This is a genomic window from Acidobacteriota bacterium (assembly GCA_033549365.1).
Taxonomy (GTDB): Bacteria; Acidobacteriota; Aminicenantia; order Aminicenantales; family Saccharicenantaceae; genus JAWSUF01.
This window is the reverse complement of the sequence record JAWSUF010000019.1, coordinates 1-22,256: the sequence shown is the minus strand read 5'-3', so window position 1 is coordinate 22,256 and position 22,256 is coordinate 1. Positions and strand designations below refer to the sequence as shown.

General features: G+C 60.1%; 12 protein-coding genes. 3 read left to right on the top strand and 9 right to left on the bottom strand.

The window, feature by feature from the left end; all coding sequences use genetic code 11:
* The first annotated feature begins 77 nt into the window (after positions 1–77).
* Both SCM96_15090 and SCM96_15085 read left to right on the top strand, forming a co-directional pair.
* Positions 78–1,166 carry a 6-bladed beta-propeller gene (locus SCM96_15090; protein MDW7761951.1) on the top strand — a complete coding sequence of 363 codons (1,089 nt, stop codon included), beginning with the start codon at positions 78–80 and terminating at the stop codon, positions 1,164–1,166.
* Positions 1,167–1,716: 550 nt separating this feature from the next.
* Positions 1,717–2,799 carry a 6-bladed beta-propeller gene (locus SCM96_15085; GenBank protein MDW7761950.1) on the top strand — a complete coding sequence of 361 codons (1,083 nt, stop codon included), beginning with the start codon at positions 1,717–1,719 and terminating at the stop codon, positions 2,797–2,799.
* A 71-nt stretch (positions 2,800–2,870) separates the two neighbouring features.
* Here SCM96_15085 and SCM96_15080 read toward each other — a convergent pair whose 3' ends face one another.
* The 5 genes from SCM96_15080 to SCM96_15060 all read right to left on the bottom strand — a co-directional run bounded on the left by SCM96_15080 (position 2,871) and on the right by SCM96_15060 (position 13,056).
* A complete protein-coding gene (locus tag SCM96_15080) occupies positions 2,871–3,791 on the bottom strand; it encodes a hypothetical protein (GenBank protein ID MDW7761949.1) in 921 nt (306 codons plus the stop codon).
* Positions 3,792–4,258: 467 nt separating this feature from the next.
* Complete coding sequence (locus SCM96_15075) at positions 4,259–6,043, bottom strand: long-chain fatty acid--CoA ligase (protein ID MDW7761948.1); 1,785 nt, start codon at positions 6,041–6,043, stop codon at positions 4,259–4,261.
* A complete protein-coding gene (locus SCM96_15070) occupies positions 6,031–8,073 on the bottom strand; it encodes a S9 family peptidase (GenBank protein MDW7761947.1) in 2,043 nt (680 codons plus the stop codon). The genes SCM96_15075 and SCM96_15070 overlap by 13 nt, the downstream gene beginning before the upstream one ends.
* 67 nt (positions 8,074–8,140) lie before the next feature.
* The gene (locus SCM96_15065; protein ID MDW7761946.1) at positions 8,141–10,633 is read right to left on the bottom strand and encodes a protein kinase; all 2,493 of its coding nucleotides are present in this window, start codon (positions 10,631–10,633) and stop codon (positions 8,141–8,143) included.
* A gap of 29 nt (positions 10,634–10,662) precedes the next feature.
* Positions 10,663–13,056: a protein kinase gene (locus SCM96_15060; protein MDW7761945.1), complete on the bottom strand. Its 2,394-nt coding sequence runs from the start codon at positions 13,054–13,056 to the stop codon at positions 10,663–10,665.
* A 412-nt stretch (positions 13,057–13,468) separates the two neighbouring features.
* Between SCM96_15060 and SCM96_15055 the strand changes: the two genes are divergently transcribed.
* A complete protein-coding gene (locus tag SCM96_15055) occupies positions 13,469–16,294 on the top strand; it encodes a M14 family metallopeptidase (GenBank protein ID MDW7761944.1) in 2,826 nt (941 codons plus the stop codon).
* Positions 16,295–16,825: 531 nt separating this feature from the next.
* Here the strand turns inward: SCM96_15055 and dnaE are convergent.
* From dnaE to SCM96_15035, 4 genes are all read right to left on the bottom strand, one after another.
* Positions 16,826–19,780: a DNA polymerase III subunit alpha gene (dnaE, locus tag SCM96_15050; protein ID MDW7761943.1), complete on the bottom strand. Its 2,955-nt coding sequence runs from the start codon at positions 19,778–19,780 to the stop codon at positions 16,826–16,828.
* Between the two features lie 11 nt (positions 19,781–19,791).
* Positions 19,792–21,015, bottom strand: a complete 1,224-nt coding sequence (gene dinB, locus SCM96_15045) for a DNA polymerase IV (protein MDW7761942.1) — start codon at positions 21,013–21,015, stop codon at positions 19,792–19,794.
* 32 nt (positions 21,016–21,047) lie between these two features.
* Positions 21,048–21,662, bottom strand: coding sequence for a transcriptional repressor LexA (lexA, locus tag SCM96_15040; GenBank protein ID MDW7761941.1), 615 nt, complete (start codon positions 21,660–21,662; stop codon positions 21,048–21,050).
* Positions 21,663–21,818: 156 nt separating this feature from the next.
* Positions 21,819–22,157, bottom strand: coding sequence for a putative addiction module antidote protein (locus tag SCM96_15035; GenBank protein MDW7761940.1), 339 nt, complete (start codon positions 22,155–22,157; stop codon positions 21,819–21,821).
* Positions 22,158–22,256: the final 99 nt, after the last annotated feature.

The following is a 22,256-nucleotide window of genomic DNA, read 5'->3' as shown; positions in this document are numbered from 1 at the left end:
CTACACCAAGATAAGAGCTATCATCATGATATATAATAAGTTCCGAGTTGCCGATAAAGCTATTGGCGAAAGTCGGGATGAATCAACGAAAACATCGTCCGGCGTCATTTATCGTCTTGATCTGCCTGGCGGCTTTTCTTTCCTGCAAGAACGACCGGCACACCATCCACCGGGAAAACGACCATATCGTCGTGGACAACAAGACGCAGGGACAATCGGCCGTTCCCGCAGGCAGAGTCGTCTTTCAAGACCTGTTTTCCATCGGAAAGGAGTCCGGTGACGAAAACGAAATGTTTTTCAGTGTTCTTCTGAGAGTGCGAACCGATAAGAACGGAAATATTTATGTCTGGGATGTATCTGATCGCAAGCTTTCGAAATACGACAGGTCCGGAACGTTCCTTTGGCGGATCGGCCGAAGTGGCCAGGGCCCCGAGGATTTCGAAGCCGTCGACGATTTTTCCATAGGACCAGATGACAGAATTTATCTTTTGCGTCAAATGAATCTGAAGATCTATTCGACCGACGGTGTGTTCATCGATTCCATCAAGCTGGATCGCAGCATGTGTTCGATCGATGTTGTTGAAGACACCGGCCTCTTCTTTAATGCCTGGCCGGCTGCGGAACGGGCTTCTTTTTCCTCATTTTTCTATTCCATAGAAGGCAATTTTCTAAAGGAATTTCCGGATTCCTATGAATACGGTCCGCCTCTTGGATCGGGCGGCCCCCCCACGGTTAAAGCCTTTCGTCATCTGGGTCGTCACATCTATTTCAGCCTGCCCGACAAGTACGAGATCAGGGAATATGACCTTCAGGGGCAATTGCTGAGGATTATCCGGCGGAACGTCTCCCTGGACCCTTTTACTATCACAACCCAGGACGGAAAAATAACCCGGATTAGTGTGAGAGACAGATCCGGGCCTTGCTTTCTTTGGAATAATGAATACATCATCAATATCTTACGCCTAATCCGAGATGAAGCATTTCCTCGTGAGCTCTATATGGATTTCTTCGATAAAAGAGGATTTTATATGGGATCCGAGCCTATCCCTCCGGATATGTATCTCGACCACATCGATGATGAAGGCCGGGCTTTTTTCGTTCAACAATCCCCGTTTCCCGCGATCCTTTGCAAGCGTCTGATCATCCATGACCCGGATCTTCCCTAGAGTCCGCGGTGTATTTCATCGGCTTAGGCGCAGCCGGGACTACGAAGATCTCGGGCGTGAGGAGGAAGTGTTGACGGTTACGTTCTTTACTGAAGACGCGACACAGGTCATCCGTAAGCGTCATGCGAAAAATCGAAGCCAGCCTGTCTACGGCACATTTCGACAATCCCTTCCAATAAATTTGAAAGCTTTGTTTCTTCAGGATCGGCCTAATGAATACCCCTCGAAAGGAGGTCGAATGAATATTTTAAAACGGCGAGTCATCTGTGTTTCCTTAATCCTTGTTGTGAGCTTGTCTGTTTTTCTGGCAAGCTTCGCTCTCGCTTCTAAACCCCCGACAATGAGCTGCCAATTGATCGGTTGCTGGGGTTCTTTTGCCTGCCCCGAAGGAGGAGGCGAAATAATCGCACCATGCCACTTTAAGTGCCACGTTGAAGAGTACCCTGAATCAAAGTGTGATCCTTTATAGAGATCCCCAACAAAGGTAGGTAGAAATGGGGTATTCATTGGGATTGACACATCAAAAGGGTGAGTCTTGGAGATATGCGGCATGAGTCAACGAAAACATCATCCGGCGCCGTTCGTCGCATTGATCTGCCTGGCGGCTTTTCTTTCCTGCAAGGACGACCGGCACACCATCCGCCGGGAAAACGGCTACATCATCGTAGAAAACAAGACGCTGGGAAAATCGGCCGTTTCTGCCGGAAGAGTGGTCTTTCAAGACCTGTTTTCCATCGGGAAGGAGTCCGGGGACGAAAACGAAATGTTTTTCAGTGTTCTTCCAAAGGTGCGAACCGATAAAAACGGAAATATTTATGTCTGGGATGGAGTGGACCGCAAGCTTTCGAAATACGACAGGTCCGGAATGTTCGTATGGCGGATCGGCCGAAGGGGCCAGGGCCCCGAAGATTTCGAAGCCGTTTACGATTTTTCCATAGGAGAGAATGAAAAAATCTATCTCCTGGGAGACATGTCTCTGAAAATCTATTCAACCGACGGTGTCTACATGGATTTTTTCAAGTTGGATCAAAGCACTTTATGCAATATCGATGTCATCGAGGATGCCGGTCTCCTGTTGAATGCTTGGGGTCCGGGACGAACATCTGTTTTCGCTTTTTTCTATTCTAGGGAAGGCAAGTTTATCAGGGAATTCCCGGATTCCTATGCCTATGGTCCTGAACTTGGCCCGGGAGGGATCTCCACAGGAAAAGCAATCCGCCATCTGGGTCGTCACATCTATTTCAGCTTGCCCGACAAGTACGAGATCAGGGAATATGACCTTCAGGGTCGATTGCTGAGAGTGATCCGGAGAGATGTCCATCTGGATCCTTTCAATATCACAACCCAGGACGGCAAGATAACCAGGATCAGCGGGAGAGACAGATCCGGGCCCTGTTTTATCTGGAAAAACGAATATATCATCAATAAATTGATTATCAACCGTAGGGATGAAGGTTTGCCTAATGAACGTTACATTGATTTCTTCGATAAAAGAGGATTCTATATGGGATCCGAGCCTATCCCTCCGGATATGTATCTCGACCACATCGATGATGAAGGCCGGGCCTTTTTTGTTCAACAACACCCGTTTCCCGCGATCCTTTGCAAGCGTCTGATCATTCATGACCCTTGACAAGCCTCCCGGGCTCGTCCATGGTGCGAGGGTTACCTGCTTAAATGAGTTGACACATACGCCTGCGGCTTTCAGTTCCCGGCGGGCACTTCGATCTCCCGCGTTTCGCCGTCGATGCGGACCTTGACGGTCGTCGCGGGAAGACCGGGAATGCGGCGGATTGAGTAGTCCGCAAGCCGGCCGTTGTCCCAGGCCATGTCGACCTCGAAGCCGCCGCGGGCGCGCAGTCCGGTGACCCGGCCGGAGGGCCAGGCCTTCGGCAGCGCCGGCAGCAACTCGATCTCCCCGGTGTGGCTTTGGAGAAGCATCTCGGCGATGCCGGCGGCGGCGCCGAAATTGCCGTCGATCTGGAACGGCGGATGGGCATCGAAGAGGTTCGGATAGGTCGACCGGCTGAGCAGGGCGACGATGTGGCCGTGGGCGAGTTCGGCATCGGCAAACCGGGCCGCCAAGTTGACGGCCCAGGCCCGGCTCCATCCGGTCGCGGCCCCGCCGTGCCGCATGCGAAAGTCATGGGACGCCCGCACCGCCGCGACGAGATCCGGATGGTCACGGCGGTTGACGGCCTGTCCGGGATGAAACGCATAGAAGTGACTCATGTGGCGATGGCCCTTCTCCGGTTCGTCGTAGGGACGATCCCATTCGAGAAGACGGCCGTCGGGGCCGATCTGCAACCCGTTCGACACCCTGGGAAGTTTCTCCCGCATCTCAGCGACGATCGGATCGTCGATCCCGAGAATTTCGGCGGCGGACAGGGCGTTCGACAGCACCTCGTGAATGATCTGTTGGCCCATGGCCGCGGCCTTGCCGACCGCGGCGCGCTCCCCTTCCGGGGTCAGGTAGCGGTTTTCCGGCGAAGCCTCCGGGTAACTGATCAGGCGGCCGTCGTCATCCTCCTGAAGCCAGTCGAGGTAAAAGCGGGCCTGCCCGGCCAGGAGCGGCCAAGCCGTATCGCGGAGGAAAGCCTCGTCCCGGGTGAATTCCCAGCGCATCCACAAGTGTTGACAAAGCCATCCGCCGACGCGTACCAGAGCTCCTGTTGATTCTCCGGCGACATATCCTCTCGACAGGGGGCCACGCGGGATCCGGAAATTGATGAAAACGCGTGTCGTGATAGTTCGGCGACGGCCGTCCAAATCAGGACGGCAACCGCTGCGGCAAGAGAGACACGACCGGTCCGACGGAAAAATTGCGCGCCATGTCGCATCGTGCGTTTTTCGCTTTCCCTTGGCGTCATACTTGTCCTGTCGAAGACATCAACGGAACCAAGCCATGTCACACAAGATCCCGGCTCGCCGACTCAAGCCCGGCTCCCGAGACCAACGATTCGGGCGGCCTCGAATATCGCCCGAATTGCGGTTAAACACATATCTGTCTGTCCATGCCGTCTATGCCGACTCACCGATTCCCCAGCCCGGAAACGAGCCCGGCGCGGGAAATTCGAGTGATTGATTTTTGATCAATCCCGGTAAAGCGATTCGATGAGATCCGCGTATTTGCGTTCGACGGCGTTTCTCTTGACCTTGAGTGTCGGGGTGATCTCGCCCGTCCCGATCTCGAAATCCCGGTCCAGGACGGCGATCTTCTTGACCTTCTCGTAAGGCGCAAGATGCTGAGTCGTCCGATTGACCTCGTCCAGAAGGAGATCCGCGATCTCCTTTTTCCCGCAGAGCTCGGTCCGCCCGCCGAAAGAGATATTGTTGGCTTGGGCGTAGGCCTCGATTTTTTCGAATTCGGGAACAATCAGGGCCGAGATGAATTTCCGCCCGTCGCCGATGACGACGGCATTCTGGATATAGGGGCTTGTCTGAATGAAACTTTCGATAGGCTGGGGGGCCACGTTCTTCCCGCCCGAAGTCACGATGATGTCCTTTTTCCGGTCCGTGATCGTCAGGAATCCATCATCATCGAGCCGTCCGATGTCGCCCGTATGGAACCAGCCATCGATCATGACCTCCCGCGTTTCGGCTTCGGCCTTGTAATACCCCATCATGATGTTCGGACCCCGGGCCAGGATCTCCCCGTCTTCGGCGATCTTCAGTTCGACGTTGGGAAGAGCCCGGCCTGCGGTGCCGAATCGGTAGCTGTCGACCGTGCTCCCGGTGAGAACCGGCGACGTCTCGGTCAACCCGTAGCCGGGCAGAATGACCAGGCCCGCGGCATAGAAAAACTCCGCGATGTCCGGCGAGAGAGCCGCGCCGCCGCAGATGAACTGATTGATCCGGCCTCCCGTTTTGGCCGTGATTTTGGAAAAGACCAGCTTGTGGGCCAGCGCCTGGCGGAAGGCCAGGCCTTTCCCGACCGGCTTCTTTTCGACGACCGCGGCGGCCCATTTTTTCCCCGCGTCCAGGGCCCAGAAGAACAGGGCCTGCTTGACACGTGAACCCGACAGAACCTGGTCCATGATCCGGGAATAGATCTTCTCGAAAAGGCGCGGGACACTGACAACAACGGTCGGCCGGACCTCAAGCAGGTTGACGGCCACGGATTCGACGCTTTCGGCATAGGCGATCGTGGCGCCCTTGAATAGAAAAAGGAAGGTCGCCATGCGCTCGAGGACATGAGACAGAGGAAGAAAAGACAGGGCGGTGTCGGTGTCGCGGAACTGGATGATGGCCTCGACACCCATGATGTTGCTCATGAAATTGGCGTGGCTCAGCATCACGCCCTTGGGAACGCCCGTCGTTCCCGACGTGTAAATGATGGAGGCCAGATCCTCAGGCTTGACGGCCAGAGCCCGGCTTTCAAAAACATCGGGCGTCGCACGGTCCCGGTCCTTTCCGGTCTCGATTGTTTCAGCAAGCGCCGGCACGCCGGCCGGAGCGTCCTTTTCCATAAGGAAGACATGCTGAAGTTCCGGAAGTTCGGACCTGACGGACTCGATTTTTTCCAGGAGTTCGCGGCTCGAGCAAACCGCCATTTTGGCGCCCGAATCGTGGATGATGTAGCGGACCTGTTCCGGCGTGAGCGACGTGTAGATGGGCACCGTCACGGCTCCCGATGTCAGAACGGCGAAGTCCGTGATGGTCCACTCCGGCCGGTTCTCGGAAATCAGGGCGACTTTGTCGCCCGGACGGAGGCCGAGTTCCTGGAAGCCGAGGGCCAGGCTCCGAACCGCCGCTTCGAATTCGGCGGTCGAAATGGGACGATAGCGGCCATCCTCCTTCACCATCAACAGATCGGGCTTCCGATAAGCCCGGCACGTGTTCAGGAAAAGACGACAGAGGGTATTTATTTCAGCCATTTGTCAAGCCAGTCGATGACGGTTTCATGCCACAGGATAGAGTTATGGGGCTTGAGGACCCAGTGGTTTTCGTCCGGGAAATAGAGGAACTTGCTGGGGATGCCCCGCCGCTGAAGGGCCGTGAACGTGGACATGCCCTGCGTCTCCACCACGCGGAAATCGAGCGCGCCGTGAATGACCAACATGGGCGTCTTCCAGTTCTTGACCAGATTCACGGGATTGTGCTTCTCGTAGCCTTCGGGGTTGTCCCAGGGTGTGCCCATGTGGTCCCATTCCGGGAACCAGAGCTCCTCGGTGGCGAAATAGGCCATTCGTTCATCGAGATTGCCGTCGTGATTGACCAGACAGCGGAAGCGGTCGGGCCAGGCGCCGGCAATCCAGTTGATCATGTACCCGCCGAACGAGGCGCCTAGTGCGCCGACCCGCTCGCCGTCCATCCAGGGATAGCGCTCTAGGGCGGCGGCCAGACCCTTCTGAAGGTCTTCGAGGGGTTTGCCGCCCCAATCGCCGCGGATGGAGTCGGTGAAGGCCTGTCCGTAGCCGGTCGAGCCGTGAAAGTCGACCATGACCGCGGCATAGCCCGCTCCGGCGTAGGCCTGCGGGTTCCAGCGGTAATGGAAGCTGTTCCCGAACGAGCCCTGGGGCCCGCCGTGGATGAGAAAAGCCACGGGATATTTTTTGGCCTGGTCGAAGTCGACGGGTTTAACAATGTAAGTATAGACGGTTTCGTCGTTCCAGCCTTTGAAACTGAACTGCTCGACGTCGCCCATGCGGGCGGCGGCGACCTTGGCGGCGTTGATGCGTGTGACGGGGCGCATTTCTGTTCCGTCGGTCTTCACGGACCAGAGCTCGACCGGCGACTTGAGGGTGTGGAGGCCGAAGACGATGCGGCCGCCCGCAGCCGGAGAGTGAGACGAGACATAGCCGTCGTTGATCACGGTTTTTACGGCGCCGGTTTTGACGTCGAAGGCGAACAGAGAGTATTGGCCGATGTTCCCGGCGGCCGCATAGAGTATTCGGCTGTCGGGCGACCAGGCCAGGGACGAGGGTGAGCGGTCCCAATCCGGAGCCAGCTCGCGCTCCGGACCGTCCGGCCACGACCGGAGCATGATCCGGTAACGGTCGGCTTCATAGCCGGGCCGTTCCATGGCCAGATAGGCCAGGGTCCGGCCGTCGGGAGAGAAGAGGGGCTGGGTGTCCGTCGCCTTGTTCTCTTCGGTGAGGTTGCGCGGTGCCGCGGAACCGTCGATGGGCACGAAGTAAAGGTCGAGGTTCGTGGACCAGGCCTCTTCGCGTCCGGCGTCGCGGGCGGTGAAGACCAGGCCCAGACCGTCCGGCGTGAATGCAAACTCCTCCGCACCGCCGAAAGGCTTGGAGGGCGAGTCGGCGTCCATATCCGGCATGAGGTCGCGGACATGCCCCCCGGCGACGGGGAGAACAAAGACATGGGAGCGCCGTCCGTCCTTCCATGTGTCCCAGTGGCGGATGAAGAGCTGGTCGTAGATGCGGCCAGAAGCCTTGCTTGCCGCGGTCTCGTCGAGCCTGGCTTTCGTTTTACCGGGACAGAGTCCGGGAAAGACTTCGATACTGAAGGCCAGAGTCTTGCCGTCGGGGGAAAGCGTCATGTTGGCAACGCCAAGCGGCAGGCGGGTCACCTGCTCGGCTTCACCGCCGTCGGGCCGGATGCGCCAGACCTGGCTCGATCCGGAGCGCGTCGAGAGAAAATAGAGCGTCTTGCCGTCGGGCGACCAGCGCGGGTTGAAATCCGCCGAAGGATTGTTGGTCAGGCGGCGGAGGAGTTTGCCGTCGAGATCGGTCAGCCACAGGTCGGTGCGGCCGCGGTTTCCGTCCAGATCCGTGACCCGCAGGTTGAAGGCGATCCACCGCCCGTCGGGAGAGACGGTCGGCTCGCCGATCCGGTCCATGGCCAGCATATCATGGATGGAAAAAGGATGGGTTTCGGCCGGAGCCTGCGCCGTTGCGGCCGGAACCGCGGCGGTCAGAAAGACCGAAACCATCAGAAACGTCATTATTTTGCGCATCGTGCCCTCCTTGAAAGTTCAGGGATTAGAATATTATTCCGGGCGGCCGGGAAAGTCAATTTGTCGAAGTCACGGGAAAGTTCATCCACCGGATCAATTCCTGGAAGCGGGGATGATCGCGCAGCGTGTCCCACTTGGGGTTCACGTTTAAATAAACCAGATCCTGCATTTTCTCCCGGCCGGCGATCTCGAGCCAATCCAAGGCCTTCTCCTTCTCCCCCGCGTAGGCGTAAAGAGTCGCGATATCCAATGAGTAGGCCGGGTTGGATCGAGCCCCAAGCGTCTCAGCCGCTTGTCGCATCGCTTCCTTATACCCGCCGGCTTCATTGCCGCGGTTGAGCGCTTCGAGGAGATCATGGGCTCCGGTCGCCGTATAAAGCCGTCTCGATACATCAAAAGCTTCTTCGTACATTCCCTTATGGTGATAGCAATGCCTGAGGCCGCCCAGAGCACCCTCGAAATCAGACTGCATGGTCAGAGCTTTCTGGTAATAAGCCATAGCCTCATCGAACTGCCTCCCGCGCAATAAGGCGTTACCCAGGTAGCTCTGATACATCGAATTCAACGGGTCGAGCTCGATGCCGATCCGCATCTGCGCCTTGGCTTCCTCGATACGGCCCATCCCGGTTAGGAATAATCCATAGAAGACCCGGGCCTGGGCATAATTGGGATTGAGTTTGAGGGTTAACAGGAACTCACGCTCCGCCGCATCCCAATCAAATTCATACCATGTCGCGTTAACCGCAAGCATAAAGTGGGCCTCCGGCAGCATGCCGTCCAATTCGAGGCTTTTCTTGAGCGCCGCCGTCATTTTAGACATGATCTCACCGGGCAGCGCGCCATAATATGTTCGACTCATCCAGACCAGGGCGATACCCGCATAAGCCTGAGCGTACCCCGGATCCTTTTCCAAAGCCAATTCGTAATATTGCCGGGCGATGTCAAGGTCCTTTTCCGAGAATTTATGCCAGTGGAATTGGCCTTTGAGAAAGGCCTCGTGGGCCTCGGGATTGACCCGGCGCGTCGCGGCAAGCCTTTTTATTTCATCCTCGGTCAGCTTGACTCTGGTGTTTTCGGCAATGGCACGGGCGATCTCGCTGTACAGCACCATGACATCGTTTCCGGCCCACTCGTAGGTCTTGGCCCAGAGGTTTAGCTCCTCGGGGAGGGCATCGATCACCTGCACACGGATGCGCACATTTTCCCCGAATTGATAGACCGTCCCCTCAACCACAGCATCAACATTCAATTCCCGGGCGATATCCGGCAGAGGCTTGCCGGAATGCTTGTAGCGGATCACGGATGTGCGGGAGATGACCCGGCGCAGCCCGCTGATCTGGGCAAGCTGCCCGATCAGCTCATCGGTCACGCCGTCCACAATGTATTCCTTCTCCGAATCCCCCGTCAGGTTTTCGAATGGCAGGACGGCGATCGAGTCGATGGCATCGGCGCGCCCCGGAAACAGTGTCAGGATCAAAACGACCGCCAGGACCGCCAACCCGGCGGCACCCGTGTACAGGATCGCCTTCCTCCGCCGGCGCAATTTGGCCTTCCTCAGCCTTGTCTTGATCTCGTCCGGGACGATCCCCGCGGTGATGGAGTTGAGATCGTCTAGCAGGCCCTCGAAGCGCTGGTATCTTCTGTCTGGATCCTTCTCCAGGGCCTTGAGCACGACCTGCTCAATCGCGGGAGGAAGGCCGGGTCTCGAGCTCGTCAGGGGCTTGGGCGTCTCCTTCAAGATCGCGTAGACCACGGCCTGAGACTGCTCCCCCTTGAAGGGAAGCTCCCCCGTGAGCATCTCGTAGAGGACCACCCCGAACGACCAGACGTCCGTGCGGTGATCCACCTTCTCCCCTCTGGCCTGCTCGGGGGACATGTAGGTCACCGTGCCCATGGTCGTCCCTTCCCGGGTGACCAGCGTGGCTCCCGCGACCCGGGCCAGACCGAAGTCCATGACCTTGGCTTGGCCCCTGGCGTCGATCATGATATTGGCGCTTTTCATGTCGCGGTGGACAACCCCTCTCTTGTGGGCCTCCTGCAACCCTTCGGCCACCTGGGTGGCGATCCGAAGCGCCTCCTCGAGCTCAACCGGGCCCGAGTCGATCCTCTTTCTCAGGTTTTGACCTTCGATGTAGGCCATGGAGATGAAGGATTTGTCTTCGGCTTGGTCGAACTCGTAGACGGTGCAGATGTTGGGATGATCCAGGGCCGCGGCCGCCTGGGCCTCGCGCATGAACCGGTCCTTGATCTCCGGGATGTGGGTCAGCTCTGGAGGCAGGAACTTGAGGGCCACCGTCCGCTTGAGCCGGGTGTCCTCGGCCTTGTAGACGATCCCCATCCCCCCGCGGCCGAGTTCCTCGATGACCCGATACTTTCCGGCGATGAGCGCGCCCGGCTTCATGTCACGAACGGGAATGCCCAGGGTCTTGGTGAAAGACGCCCCTTTACGGCCCGCTCCGCCCTTCTTTCCTAACAGCGCCCCGCAATCGTTGCAGAACTTCGAGTCGTCTTTATTCTCGGCTTGGCATTGGGGACATTCGACCATCATGCTCTTCTCCTGGATGCCGGTTCCATTCCCTATTCTGGAAGCGGAAGGTTCATTTTCTCACAAATGGCAATGAACCGGGGATCCCCGAACAATCGATCGAAATATCGCGCCGGCGTGGTGATGTAGGTCATGAGTGGATCGTGCATCTCGAATCCCTTCTCAACCCAATCCATGGCTTTATCGGGTTGCTCCGCCACAAGATACCTGAAGGCCAAATCGTGAAAGCCGACGGGCTGGCTTTCAGCGTATTTCTCCAGACGCTCCACGATCTTTTCATAAGCCGCGACGATCCCCGCTTCGCTGTAGATCCTCTCGATGTCCCTATAAACATCTTCCTCGAGAGGCAATGGAAGAACATGTCGGACCGCTCGGAGGACTTTGTCGTACTGCTTTAACCTGTAAGCGGCGATCTCGATCATCTGATTGAGGTTGAGATTGTCCGGATCATCGGCCACGGCTTCTTCCGCAAGAGACAAGCTGGCCTGATATTCACCGGCCTGCAACAGCGTTCCGATATTGGTGAGCTTCATCATGGGATTCAGCGGGTCAAGGCTCAGCGCCAGCTCATTCTGGGCCAAAGCCTCATCTTTCCTGTGCAGGATCAACAAGAGATGCGCATAGAGTCCCCTGGAAAGGGCATCGTTGGGATTGATGGCCAGGGCCCTCAAGAACTCCTTTTCGCTCTTCTCCCAGTCCCACTCCACGAGATGTGCGATCATGGCGCTGAGATAATGAGCTTCAGCAAGATCCGGGTCCAAGGCCAGCGCCTTGTTCAGGTTCTCGATGATCTGGGGAGCGGAGACGGACGGCTGTTCGAACCCGTTTTGTTGTATCCACAGCCAGGCTTCCGCCAGACCTGCATAGAGAGGCGCCCAGCCGGGGTTTTTCGCAACGCCGCCGGTCAGGAATTCCAGGGCTTTGTTCAAAGCTTCCCTTCGACCATCACAAATGTGAGAGCGGGCCTTTAGATATTCGTCATACACGGCGAGGTCCGCGACCGGTATCTTCTCAATGAGCTTTTTCTCTTCAGGGGATATGACCGCTCGGAGTTTCTCGGCTATGGATTTGGCGATCCTGATCTGGATGTCGAAGATGTCCTCCACATCGGCGATCTTCTGCTGGAAGGAATCGCCCCAGATGTGGGTCTCCCGCCCGGCCATGATCAGCTGGGCTCGCAGGCGAAAGGCGTTGCCGTACTTCTGCGCGCTGCCCTCCACGATGTAGTTCACGCCCAGCTCTTCAGCGATCTCGCGGACAGACTTCTTCCTTTCACGGTATCGTTCGACCGAGGTCCGGGAGATCACTCGGAGCGCTTTGATCTTCTGGAGGTTGCCCAGGATCTCCTCCATTACGCCGTTGATGAAGTAGGTGTTCTCCTGGTCGGGACTATCGTTGATGAACGGGAGCACGGCGATGGACTTCTCGGGCTCGGAGGGCCTGGCCTTGGCCTTCAGCGGCTTGAGGCCTTCGACAATGGCAGCGAGGTCCTCCCGGAGTTCCTCCATGGTCTGGTAACGCTCGAACACCTTCTTGGACAGGGCCTGGCCGACGACGTGATCCAGCTCGGGGGTAAGCGCTGGGCGTATCTTGACTAGCGATTCGGGTTCCTTATGAATTATGGAGTAGATCACTGTCTGGTCGTGGTCGCCCTGGAAGGGAAGCTTTCCCGATAGAAGCTCGTAAAGCACAATTCCCAGAGACCATATATCAGTGCGCTGGTCGAGCTTATCCCCCCGGGCCTGCTCGGGCGACATATAGGCGATCGTCCCGAGCGTCGTCTGCGTCCTGGTGAGCGACGTGCCGCCCCGGAGCTTGGCCAGCCCGAAGTCCATGACCTTGGCCCGGCCCGTGGGCGTGACCATGATGTTGGCGCCCTTTATGTCCCGGTGCACGATGCCCTTGCCGTGGGCCTCCCCAAGGCCTTCTGTCACCTGCAAGATGATATCCACGGCCTCTTCCGTTTTCAGCGGCCCTTTCCTGACTCTGTCCCGAAGCGTCTCGCCCTCCACGTACTCCATGGCGATGTAGGGCCGATCCTCGCTTTCTCCGACCTCGTGGATGACGCAGATGTTGGGGTGGGAAAGCGCCGCGGCGGCCTGGGCCTCGACGAGGAACCGCTCCTTGAGCTCGGGCGAGTCCAAGAGGTGAGGGGGCAGAAACTTCAGGGCCACCGAGCGCTTGAGTTTGAGGTCTTCCGCCTTGTAGACGACCCCCATCCCGCCGGCCCCGACCTCCTCGATGATCCGGTACTTGCCGGCGATGAGCGCGCCCTTGGAGATGGGAGAAGCCGGGGTGACAAGGGTTCTCGTGAAAGAAGCGCCTTCAGGGCCGACGCCCGCATCGGGCTCCAACGGCGCGGCGCAATTTCTGCAGAAGCGGGAACCTTCGCTGTTTCCGGCACGGCATTTCGGGCATTCGAGCATCTGAATTCTCTACAGTGCGGAGGCCAAGGACTCCCGAACACTTTCTTTGATCGAAAAGTTATCACCGGCCGGAGACACTGTCAAGCGGCTTTCGCCGTCGTCGTGACCAAAGACGGCGCCGAGTGGCTGGGCCGCCCTCGGAAGGAGATCGTTCTCGTTTCCAGGTTCTTCCTCGGCCCATTCCCAAACTTGTCGGAATCTCAGGAGAAGACATTCGACCGCCCACACGATCGCCGTCCACCCCGCAATAGGCTTCCATAACTTCAGCAGACGATCCCAGGCGGTGCGGGTCGCCAAGTCTCGGAGCGTACGTCGCAGGGGCATCTTGAAATGATCGTAAATCCGACGGAAAAACGTGTCAAGGCGGTTTTTTGACAGGCGGGGATCGTCTGGTATATAAGATATCTCTGCGATGAATCCTTCCGAAAGCGAGGCCCCCATGTCTTTCCGCAAGTTTTCCGTCTGCTTTTTTCTGGTTCTGGCTGTAGCCTTCTCCCAGGCCGCGGCGCAGCCGAAGATCACGAGCCCCAAGGAGGAGTTCGGGTTCGAAATCGGCGCCGACTACCAGCTCATCGGCTATGCCCGGATGCTCGAGTACTGGAAAAAGCTCGAGCGGGAATCCGACCGCGTGAAACTCTTCGAGATCGGGAAGACCGCCGAGGGACGGACCATGGTCATGGCCGTCGTCACATCGCCCGAAAATCACGCCAATCTTGACCGCTATAAGGAAATTTCGAAGCGTCTGGCGCTTGCCGAAGGGTTGACGGACGACGAAGCCCGCGAACTTGCCCGCGAAGGCCGGGCCGTCGTCTGGATCGACGGCGGACTCCACGCCACGGAAAGTCTCGGCTCCCAGCAGCTCATCGAGCTCGTCTGGCAGATGGCCGGCCGCAACGACCGCGAAACGCTCCGCATCCTCGACGACGTCATCCTGCTCGCCGTTCCGGCCAACCCCGACGGACAGGACCTCATCGCCGACTGGTACATGCGTGAGCCGGACCCGGAAAAACGATCCCAGAGCGGACTTCCGGTCCTCTACCAGAAATACATCGGCCACGACAACAACCGGGATTTCGTCATGGTCACCCAGCCGGAAAGCGAGGCCATGAGCCGGATCCTCTATATCGAGTGGCACCCCCAGATCCTCTACAATCATCACCAGACGGGCCCCGCCGGGACCGTCCTTTTCATCTCGCCTTTCCGCGGCCCCTACAATTATGTCTTCGATCCCCTATTGATGATGGGTGTTGAGCTCGTCGGCGCAACCGTCCACAACCGTTTCGTGGCCGAGGACAAGCCCGGCACCTCCATGCGCAACATCGCTTCGTACTCGACATGGTGGAATGGCGGACTGCGGACGACCGCGTATTTCCACAACGTGATCGGCATTCTCTCGGAAACGATCGGCAATCCCACGCCCGTCGAAATCCCCTTCCTCCCCGAGCGGCTTCTTCCCAGCCTCGATCTCCCCTATCCGATTCTCCCCCAGAAGTGGCCCTTCCGGAATTCCGTCGAATACTCCATCACGGCGAACAAGGCCATCCTTGACGTTGCCTCCAAGCACCGCGAGGACTTCCTCTACAAGCGCTACCTCATGGGGAAAAACGCCATCCAAAAGGGCAGCCGCGATACCTGGACGATCATGCCCGGCGACATCAAGCGCTTTCAGGCGGATATGGAGGCCGCCAAGGTCCGGCCGGACCGGCGCGAGGGTTATCCCCAGGAGCACCTGAAAAAACTCTTTCCTCCGGAAAAGCGCGATCCCCGCGGCTACATCATTCCCGCGGACCAGCCGGATTTCCCGACGGCCGTCAAGTTCGTCAACACCCTCATGAAAAGCGGCGTCAAGGTCCACCGGGCCGAAAAGCCGTTCGATCTCGCCGGAAAAACCTACCCGGCCGGGTCGTTTGCCGTCACGGCCGCCCAGGCCTTCCGTCCCCATGTCCTGTCCCTGTTCGAACCCCAGGATCATCCCGACGACATCCCCTATCCCGGCGGACCGCCCCGCCCGCCTTACGACAGCGCCGGCTGGACACTTGCCTACCAGATGGGCATCGAGTTCGACAGGATCCTGGATCCGTTCGACGGGCCTTTCAATGAACTGCCGGGTCTCGTCGATCCACCGCCGGGCCGTGTCGGACCATCCGCCTCCGAAGCGGCGGGTTTCATCCTCGATCCGCGGGTCAATGACGCCTTCATCGCGGTGAACCGGGTTTTGGCCGCGGGCGGAAAGGTTTTCCGCTTGAAGGACGGTCCGGCTTCAGGAAAGGCCGCGGGTATTCCCGGCGCCATGTATGTGCCGGCGTCCGATGCGGTTCGGCCCATCCTGGAAAAAGCGGCCGAGGAGCTCGGTATTCAAGTCGAGGCCGTCGCAACAGCCCCGCAGGGAGATGCCTTCCACATCAAGCCGGCGCGCATCGGCCTCTGGGACGTCTATGGCGGATCCATGCCTTCGGGATGGGTGCGCTGGATCCTGGAACGATTCGAGTTCCCGTTCGAACTCGTCTTCGCCGGGGATTTGGACGCCGGGAACCTCCGCAAACGATTCGACATTCTTGTCTTCGTCGGCGGCGCCATCCCCGCTTTCCCTCCGCGAGAGATGGATGAGGCGATGTCCCGCTGGTTCCGTCAGCCAGATCCCAAATCCATCCCCGAGACATGGCGATCCCGGCTCGGCCAAGTCACGGTCGAAAAAACCCTGCCCCGGATCCGCGAATTTCTCGAACAGGGCGGCGCCGTCGCAACGATCGGCAGCTCGACCGGCCTGGCCTATCATCTCGGCCTGCCGGTGGCCAACCATCTTATCGAAAAGGATCCCGATGGGACGGAAAGGCCGCTGCCGTCCTCCAAATATTATGTCCCCGGTTCCGTGCTTCAGGTCCGCGTTGACACCGCCCACCCGTTGGCCTATGGCCTGTCCGAGACAACCGACGTGTACTTCAACAACAGCCCGGTCTTTGCCCTCGCACCCGACGCCTGGCTGGCCGGTGTCCGCCCCGTGGCTTGGTTCGGAAACACCAATCCCCTGCGGAGCGGTTGGGCGTGGGGCGACACGTTCCTTCACCGCGGCGTCCAGGTCATCGAAGCCGAGGTCGGTCGCGGACGGCTCTTCCTTTTCGGCCCCGAGATCACCTTCCGGGCCATGCCGCACGGAACGTTCAAGTTTCTCTTCAACGCCATCCACTACGGCGCCTCCGAGCCCGTCGAAGCAGTCGACGCTTTGCGTAAAAAGCGATGAGTTTTTTAGCTTTTTTCTTACATCGCTTTTTCCCCTCCGGGCGAGCCGATCTCACCATTCCGGCTGCGTTGCACCTTATTATTCCGGCAAGGAGGTTTCCGCGGGGCGCAGGGGGAATCCCGGAGCAAGCCGTCGGAGGGTCGAGCGGGCACGGATCTGAGACCGTAGGTCGAGGAGAGCGAGACCCGGGAACCGAGACTGTGCGCAGGCCGAGATGGCCGTTCCGGCAAGGATGCAGTTTGTGAAGGCGTAGTTCAGCTACGCCGAACAGGCTGCGACGAAGCCGGAATGGTCAGATCGGCTTGCCCGAAGGGTGAAAACTCCAGATAAGAAGAAAGAAAAAATACTTGGAGTTTTCACGCACGGTTTCGGAAACGGAGTGGATGGGTGTTGCCGGGGACCGGACACGTCTTGTGAAGGGATTCACCCGAGCCCAAAAAGCGGGAACCGACGCAGTACGGCAATCTCGACTCGCGCACAGCACCGACTTGACGCTGTGCGGTAGGCCGGGATCCCGGCGTATTCAACAGATCAAAAGGCGGGGAGGAAGGTGCAGTCGCGGAGCTTGACGGTGCCCGTCCCGTCGCGGAAGACCTCGCCCCGGAGGCAGCAGACGGGCGGCGAGCCCGAGCTCAGGCACTTCGACTCCGAGACGCCCTCGAGAAGACCGGTTTCGTCCTCGAAGAGATAGAAATACGTCCGGCGGCCGCGGGCCGCCTCCCGGGCCCGGGCGTCGACGACACGAACGACGAGCTCGACGACCCGGCCCCGCTGTCCGCCCAGGTCGCGGATCCGGAGCGCAGGGCGCCGGCCCTCGTAGAGGTCGAGGACGTCGCCGCCGGGCAGGAATCCCAGCGCCTCGACGAGCATTCGGGCTTTGTCGCCGGGACTGATGTCGCCGGCTCCGTCCATCTCTCCGATTCCCCGGTAATAGCGGAGGACCTGGCGCGTCCGCCGCGGCTCGATACCGTCAAAGACGCCGGCCTTGATGAGGGCCAGGAGTTCTCCCTTCCCCGGCTTCACCCGGACCAGGAAATCCTCGATCGACGTGAACTCCCCGTTCCGGCGCTCTTCGAGAACGGCGGTGACCGCCTTTTCCCCCAACCCCTTGGTCGAACCCAGGCCGACACGGACGGCCCGCTCCTCGACCTCGAACCCGGCTCCGCTGCGATTGATGTCGGGCGGCAGCACGGCGATGCCGCATCGGCGGGCCTCGGCGACATATTCCTCAACGCCGTAATAACCGCCGCCGGCCGCCAGAACGGATGCGAGGTATACCACCGGATGATGGGCCTTGAGATAAACGGCCCGGTAGGCCATGGCCGCGTAGGATGCGCTGTGAGCCTTGTTGAATGCATAAGAGGAAAACTTCTCCATTGTCCGCCACAACCTCTCGACATCGTCCGCCGCATAACCGCGGGCCCGGGCGCCGCGGAAAAACGGCTCGCGCAGAGCCGGCGGTTGACCGTTGCGGCCTTTTTTCTTCAGTTCGCGGCGGAGGAGGTCGCCCTCCCCGGGCGGCATCCCCGCGGCCCGTTCGGCAATCTGCATGACCTGTTCCTCGTAGATCAGAAGCCCGTCGGTCTCGGGGAGGAGCTTTTCGAGAAACGGGTCGCGGGCGGCGGGGCGACCCTCGCGCGACCGGAGGAGGGCCTCCTTCATGCCGCATTCGGTCGGCCCGGGCCGGATGAGGGCCAGGGCCGCGGTCAGCTCGTGGACATCTTTCGGCTTAAGGCGTCGCAGGAGGTTCATCATGGCCGGGCTTTCGACCTGGAAGCAGCCGATCGTCCGGGCCTCCCGGAGCAGGCGGAAGGTCTCGGAATCTCCGGACGGAATGGACCGGAGTTTCAGGGCCGCGGCCGACGCCGAGACGGCCGCAAGGCCCCGCACCGAGAGAAGGTCGAGTTTGATGAGCCGGAGGTCTTCGACGGCATCGCGGTCGAAGTGGCTCATCCGGAGGCCCTTGGCGGAAACGTCGAGCGGCAGATGGCGGTCGGCGGGCGCCGGGGTGAGGATGACGCCGCCGACGTGGAGGGAGATTTCGGCATGGACGCCGTCCAGTCCGGCCGCCGCCTTCCAGATTTCGAGGCAGCCGGGCGCCGGACGGTCGCGGAGGAGAAAGGCCGGGTCGGCGAAAGCCGGGACTTTTTTGGCCATGGCCCGCGCCTCGGCCGGGGGGATGCCGAAGGCCCGGGCCGTCTCGTAGAGGGCCGAGCGAGCCCCGTAATTTTTGAGACTGCAGACGAAGGCCGCGCCCGTCTTGTCTCCCCCGCCGTATTTATCCAGGACATAGGCGAGGACCTCGTCGCGCCGCCGGGAGTCGAAATCGATGTCGATGTCAGGCGGGTCGTTGCGGCCGGGATTCAGAAACCGCTCGAAGTAAAGATCGAACTCCAGGGGGTTGACACGGGAAATGCCGAGAAGGAAGGCCAGGAATGACGAGGCGCCCGATCCCCGGAGATTGTGGAGGATGCCGCGGCGGCGGGCGAAGGCGACGATGTCGTTGACGACAAGAAAGTACGGGCCGAACCCGGAGTTTTCGACGGCTTCGAGCTCGCCGAGAGCCCGTTGCCTCTCCCGCCACGAGAGGCCGCGGGAGGCCCGGAGACGGGCCATGACGACATCGCGGAAGGCGGCCGGAAAGGCGGCGGGCGGAAGGGGCGGAACGATATCCTCGAAGGAAAATCCGCAGGCACGGGCGATCTCGGCCGTCCGCGCCAGGGCCTCCCGGGCCGCATCGCCGAACCGGCGCACGGCAACGGTTTCCTGACCGGGGCCGAAGAGACGGCCGCGACCGCCGAACTTGGCTTTCTCCGGCGGAAAGGGCACCTTTTTCTCCAGGGCGTGGAGGAGAACAAGCCGGTCCGGATCGCGGACGTACTTCAGGGGATTGGCCCAGACAAGGGGCAGCCCCGCGGATCGGGCCATGTCCGCGGCCGTCTCGAAATTGGAAAAGCCCGCACCGATGTAGAGACCGTCGCCGGCACAGAGATCCCGGATCTCCGCGAGGCGGTCCGCGGCGGCTTCGGACACGCTCTGCGGAACAGACCCCCGGGACACAGGCTCGGGGATGACAACGGCGATCAGCCCCTCTCCCGAGCCGAGGCGGCCCCGGTTCAGGGCCTCGACCAGGTTTGCGTAGCCCGAGCGGCTCCGGACAAGGAGGAGCAGGCGGCCGCCGCCGTTCGCGCCGCTCTCTTCCGGCCCCTTTTCCGTCGTGCAACCCTGCCGGCCCGGCACGGAACCGGACGCCTGCGGATCTTTGGGGACTCGAGACCCGGCAAGCGGCAGTTCGCAGCCGAAGAGAGGCTTGACCCCGGCGGCCTCGGCCGCCCGCTTCCACTTCGCCCAGCCGTGGAGGCTCCCGATGTCGGAGAGTGCCGCGGCCGGAAGCCGGTTTTCCTCCGCCCAGGCGGCCGTCTCGACGGGCTTCGCCGCGCCGCGCCCGCGGCTGAACACGGAGTGGACGCGGAGAGGCACGAACACGGCCGCCTCCATTACCTCGTGAGCGATGCGGTCTTGAGGACATAGCCCCGGCGCGGATCGAAGTCGTAGACCGTATCGAGCATCTTTTCCCGGGCCGTCAGGACGGCTCCGAAGCCGTGCTTTTCCCGGACCCGGTCCACGGCCTCGCCCAACCGCTCTTCCCTCTCCTCGTAAGGCTCGAAGAGCGCAAGCGGCCGGGAGCGGACAAGGTCCGAGGCCTTGACGCCGACGAGGCGCAGGGGAAGGCGCGATCCCTCGACGAGCCGGAGAAACAATTCCTCGGCGATCCTGTAGATTTTGCCCATCTCGCGAAGCGGCGAGACGACGAGACGCCGCTTGATCTCGGTTCGGAAGTCGGCGTAGCGGGCCTTGACCTCGATCACGTGGGCATAGAGACGGTCCCGCCGCAGGGCCAGGGCCAGGCGGTCGCAGAGATAGGCCAGGTGGGCCAGAAGAAGCCGCCTGTCCCAGATGTCCTCGAGAAAGGTCGTCTCGCGGGAGACCGACTTGGGATCCGACGGGGCGGCCAGGGCGCGGCAGTCCACGCCCCGCGACAGGAGATAAATCTCCTCCCCGCCCAGGCCGAAAAGGGAGCGCAGGGTGGTCCGGGGCATCCCCCACAAGTCGCCGATCCGATTGACGTTCAGCAGACGCAGGACAACCTGGGCCTTGGGGCCGATCCCGGGGAGATCGGCGATGTCGAGTTCCCGCAGGAAATCTTCTTCGCTGCCTTCGGCCAGTTCGAAAAATCCGGCCGGTTTGGCCTTCCGTGTGGCCAACTTGGCCAGAATCTTGTTCGAGGCCGCACCGGCCGAAACCGTGATCCCCAACTCCCGCTCGACCCCGGCCTTGAGGTTTCGGGCCGCCGACGAAAAGTCGGCGTAGAGGGGGCGGCAGCGCGTGAACTCCACATAGGCCTCGTCGAGAGAAGCCTCCTCGACGTCGGGCGTGGCGTCTCGGAGAACGCGGAAGAACTTCTCCGAGAAGGCCTGGTAGACGTGGTGGTTGCCGCGGACGAAGACACCGTGCGGGCAGAGCTCTCGGCATTTCCGGAGGGGCATGCCGGAGTGGACGCCGTATTTTCGGGCTTCGTAGGAACAGGTCGAGGCCACGCCCCGTTCGTGGGACAGGCCGCCGACGATGACCGGTTTCCCCTGGAGCGACGGGTTGAGGAGGACCTCGACGGCGGCAAAGAAGGCGTCGATGTCGATGTGGACGATATAGCGCCGGCCCATGGTCCTCCCTTCGCGCCGCAGCCCGGCCGCGCTCAGTATTTCCTCAGGACACCGATCACCCGGCCCAGGATGCGCGGCTCGCGGACCTCGATCGGCAGGTAGGCCGGGTTTTCGGGAACGAGAAAGATCTTCCCGTTCTCCCTTCGCAGCCGCTTCAACGTCACCGCCCCGTCGTCGAGGCGGGCCACGACCATCTCCCCGGAGTTGGCCGTGGCCATGCGTTCGAGCAGAACGTGGTCGCCGTCGTCGATGTAGGCGTCGATCATGCTCTTGCCGTCGGCCCGGATGCAGAAGACGTTGCGGCGGCGGCCCACCATCCAGGCCGGAACGTCCATGGCCTCGCCGGCAAGGTCGAAGGATTCGCGGGGCGATCCGGCCGCAACAAGTCCGACCACGGGCACCTGAACCTGGCTGCCGACGACGGCCGGGACGCCGGCCAGTTGCGGCCCGCCGTCCTCGCGGCGCAGACGCCCCTTGCGCTCGAGGCTCCGGAGATGTTTGAACACGGCCGAGGGATGGGCGATGCCCAGAAGCCCGCCGAGCTCGCGGACGGTCGGCGGGCGGCCGTTTTCGAGAACGAAGGCCTCGAAGGCCCGGAGGACCTTGCCCTGCCTGGGAGTCAGTTCGGCTTTCATTTTGTTTACCATTTTGTTCACCTTTTTCATAAAATACGCGGCCGGAGGGGTGTTGTCAAGAGGAAAAATGAAAAAGATCAGCCTATTCGATTGCAGGAATCAGGATTTCGACGGCGTGGCGGGAGAATTTTGGTGCTTGGGTGTGTAACGTGCTGGTTCGTGGCGACGTTAGCCGTTCACTGAAGCAGCGTGTTGGGGCTTTGAGTCAGCTCCGGAAACTGCTTCCGCGTGCAGTTTCAATCCTAGCGCTCCTATCACTTTGAGGATGGTGTCGAAGCCCGGAGATCGTTCCCCTGACAATGCCTTGTAAAGACTTTCGCGGGACAAGCCGGCATCCCGTGCCACCTGAGACATGCCTTTGGCGCGTGCAATGTCTCCGAGTGCCTTTGCAATGAAGGCAGCATCCCCATTAGCCTCCTCCAGGCAGGCTTCAAGATAAGCAGCCATTTCCTCCGGGGTTCGAAGGTACTCGGCGACGTCGTATCGAGTCGTGATTGTTTTTCCCATAAGATACTCCTAAAGGTTCCGTGCTAGCCTGAGTTTACGCTTTATAGAATAATCTTTCGAAAAAACTTCGTTATCCTCCTGATAACATTCGAGTTGGGC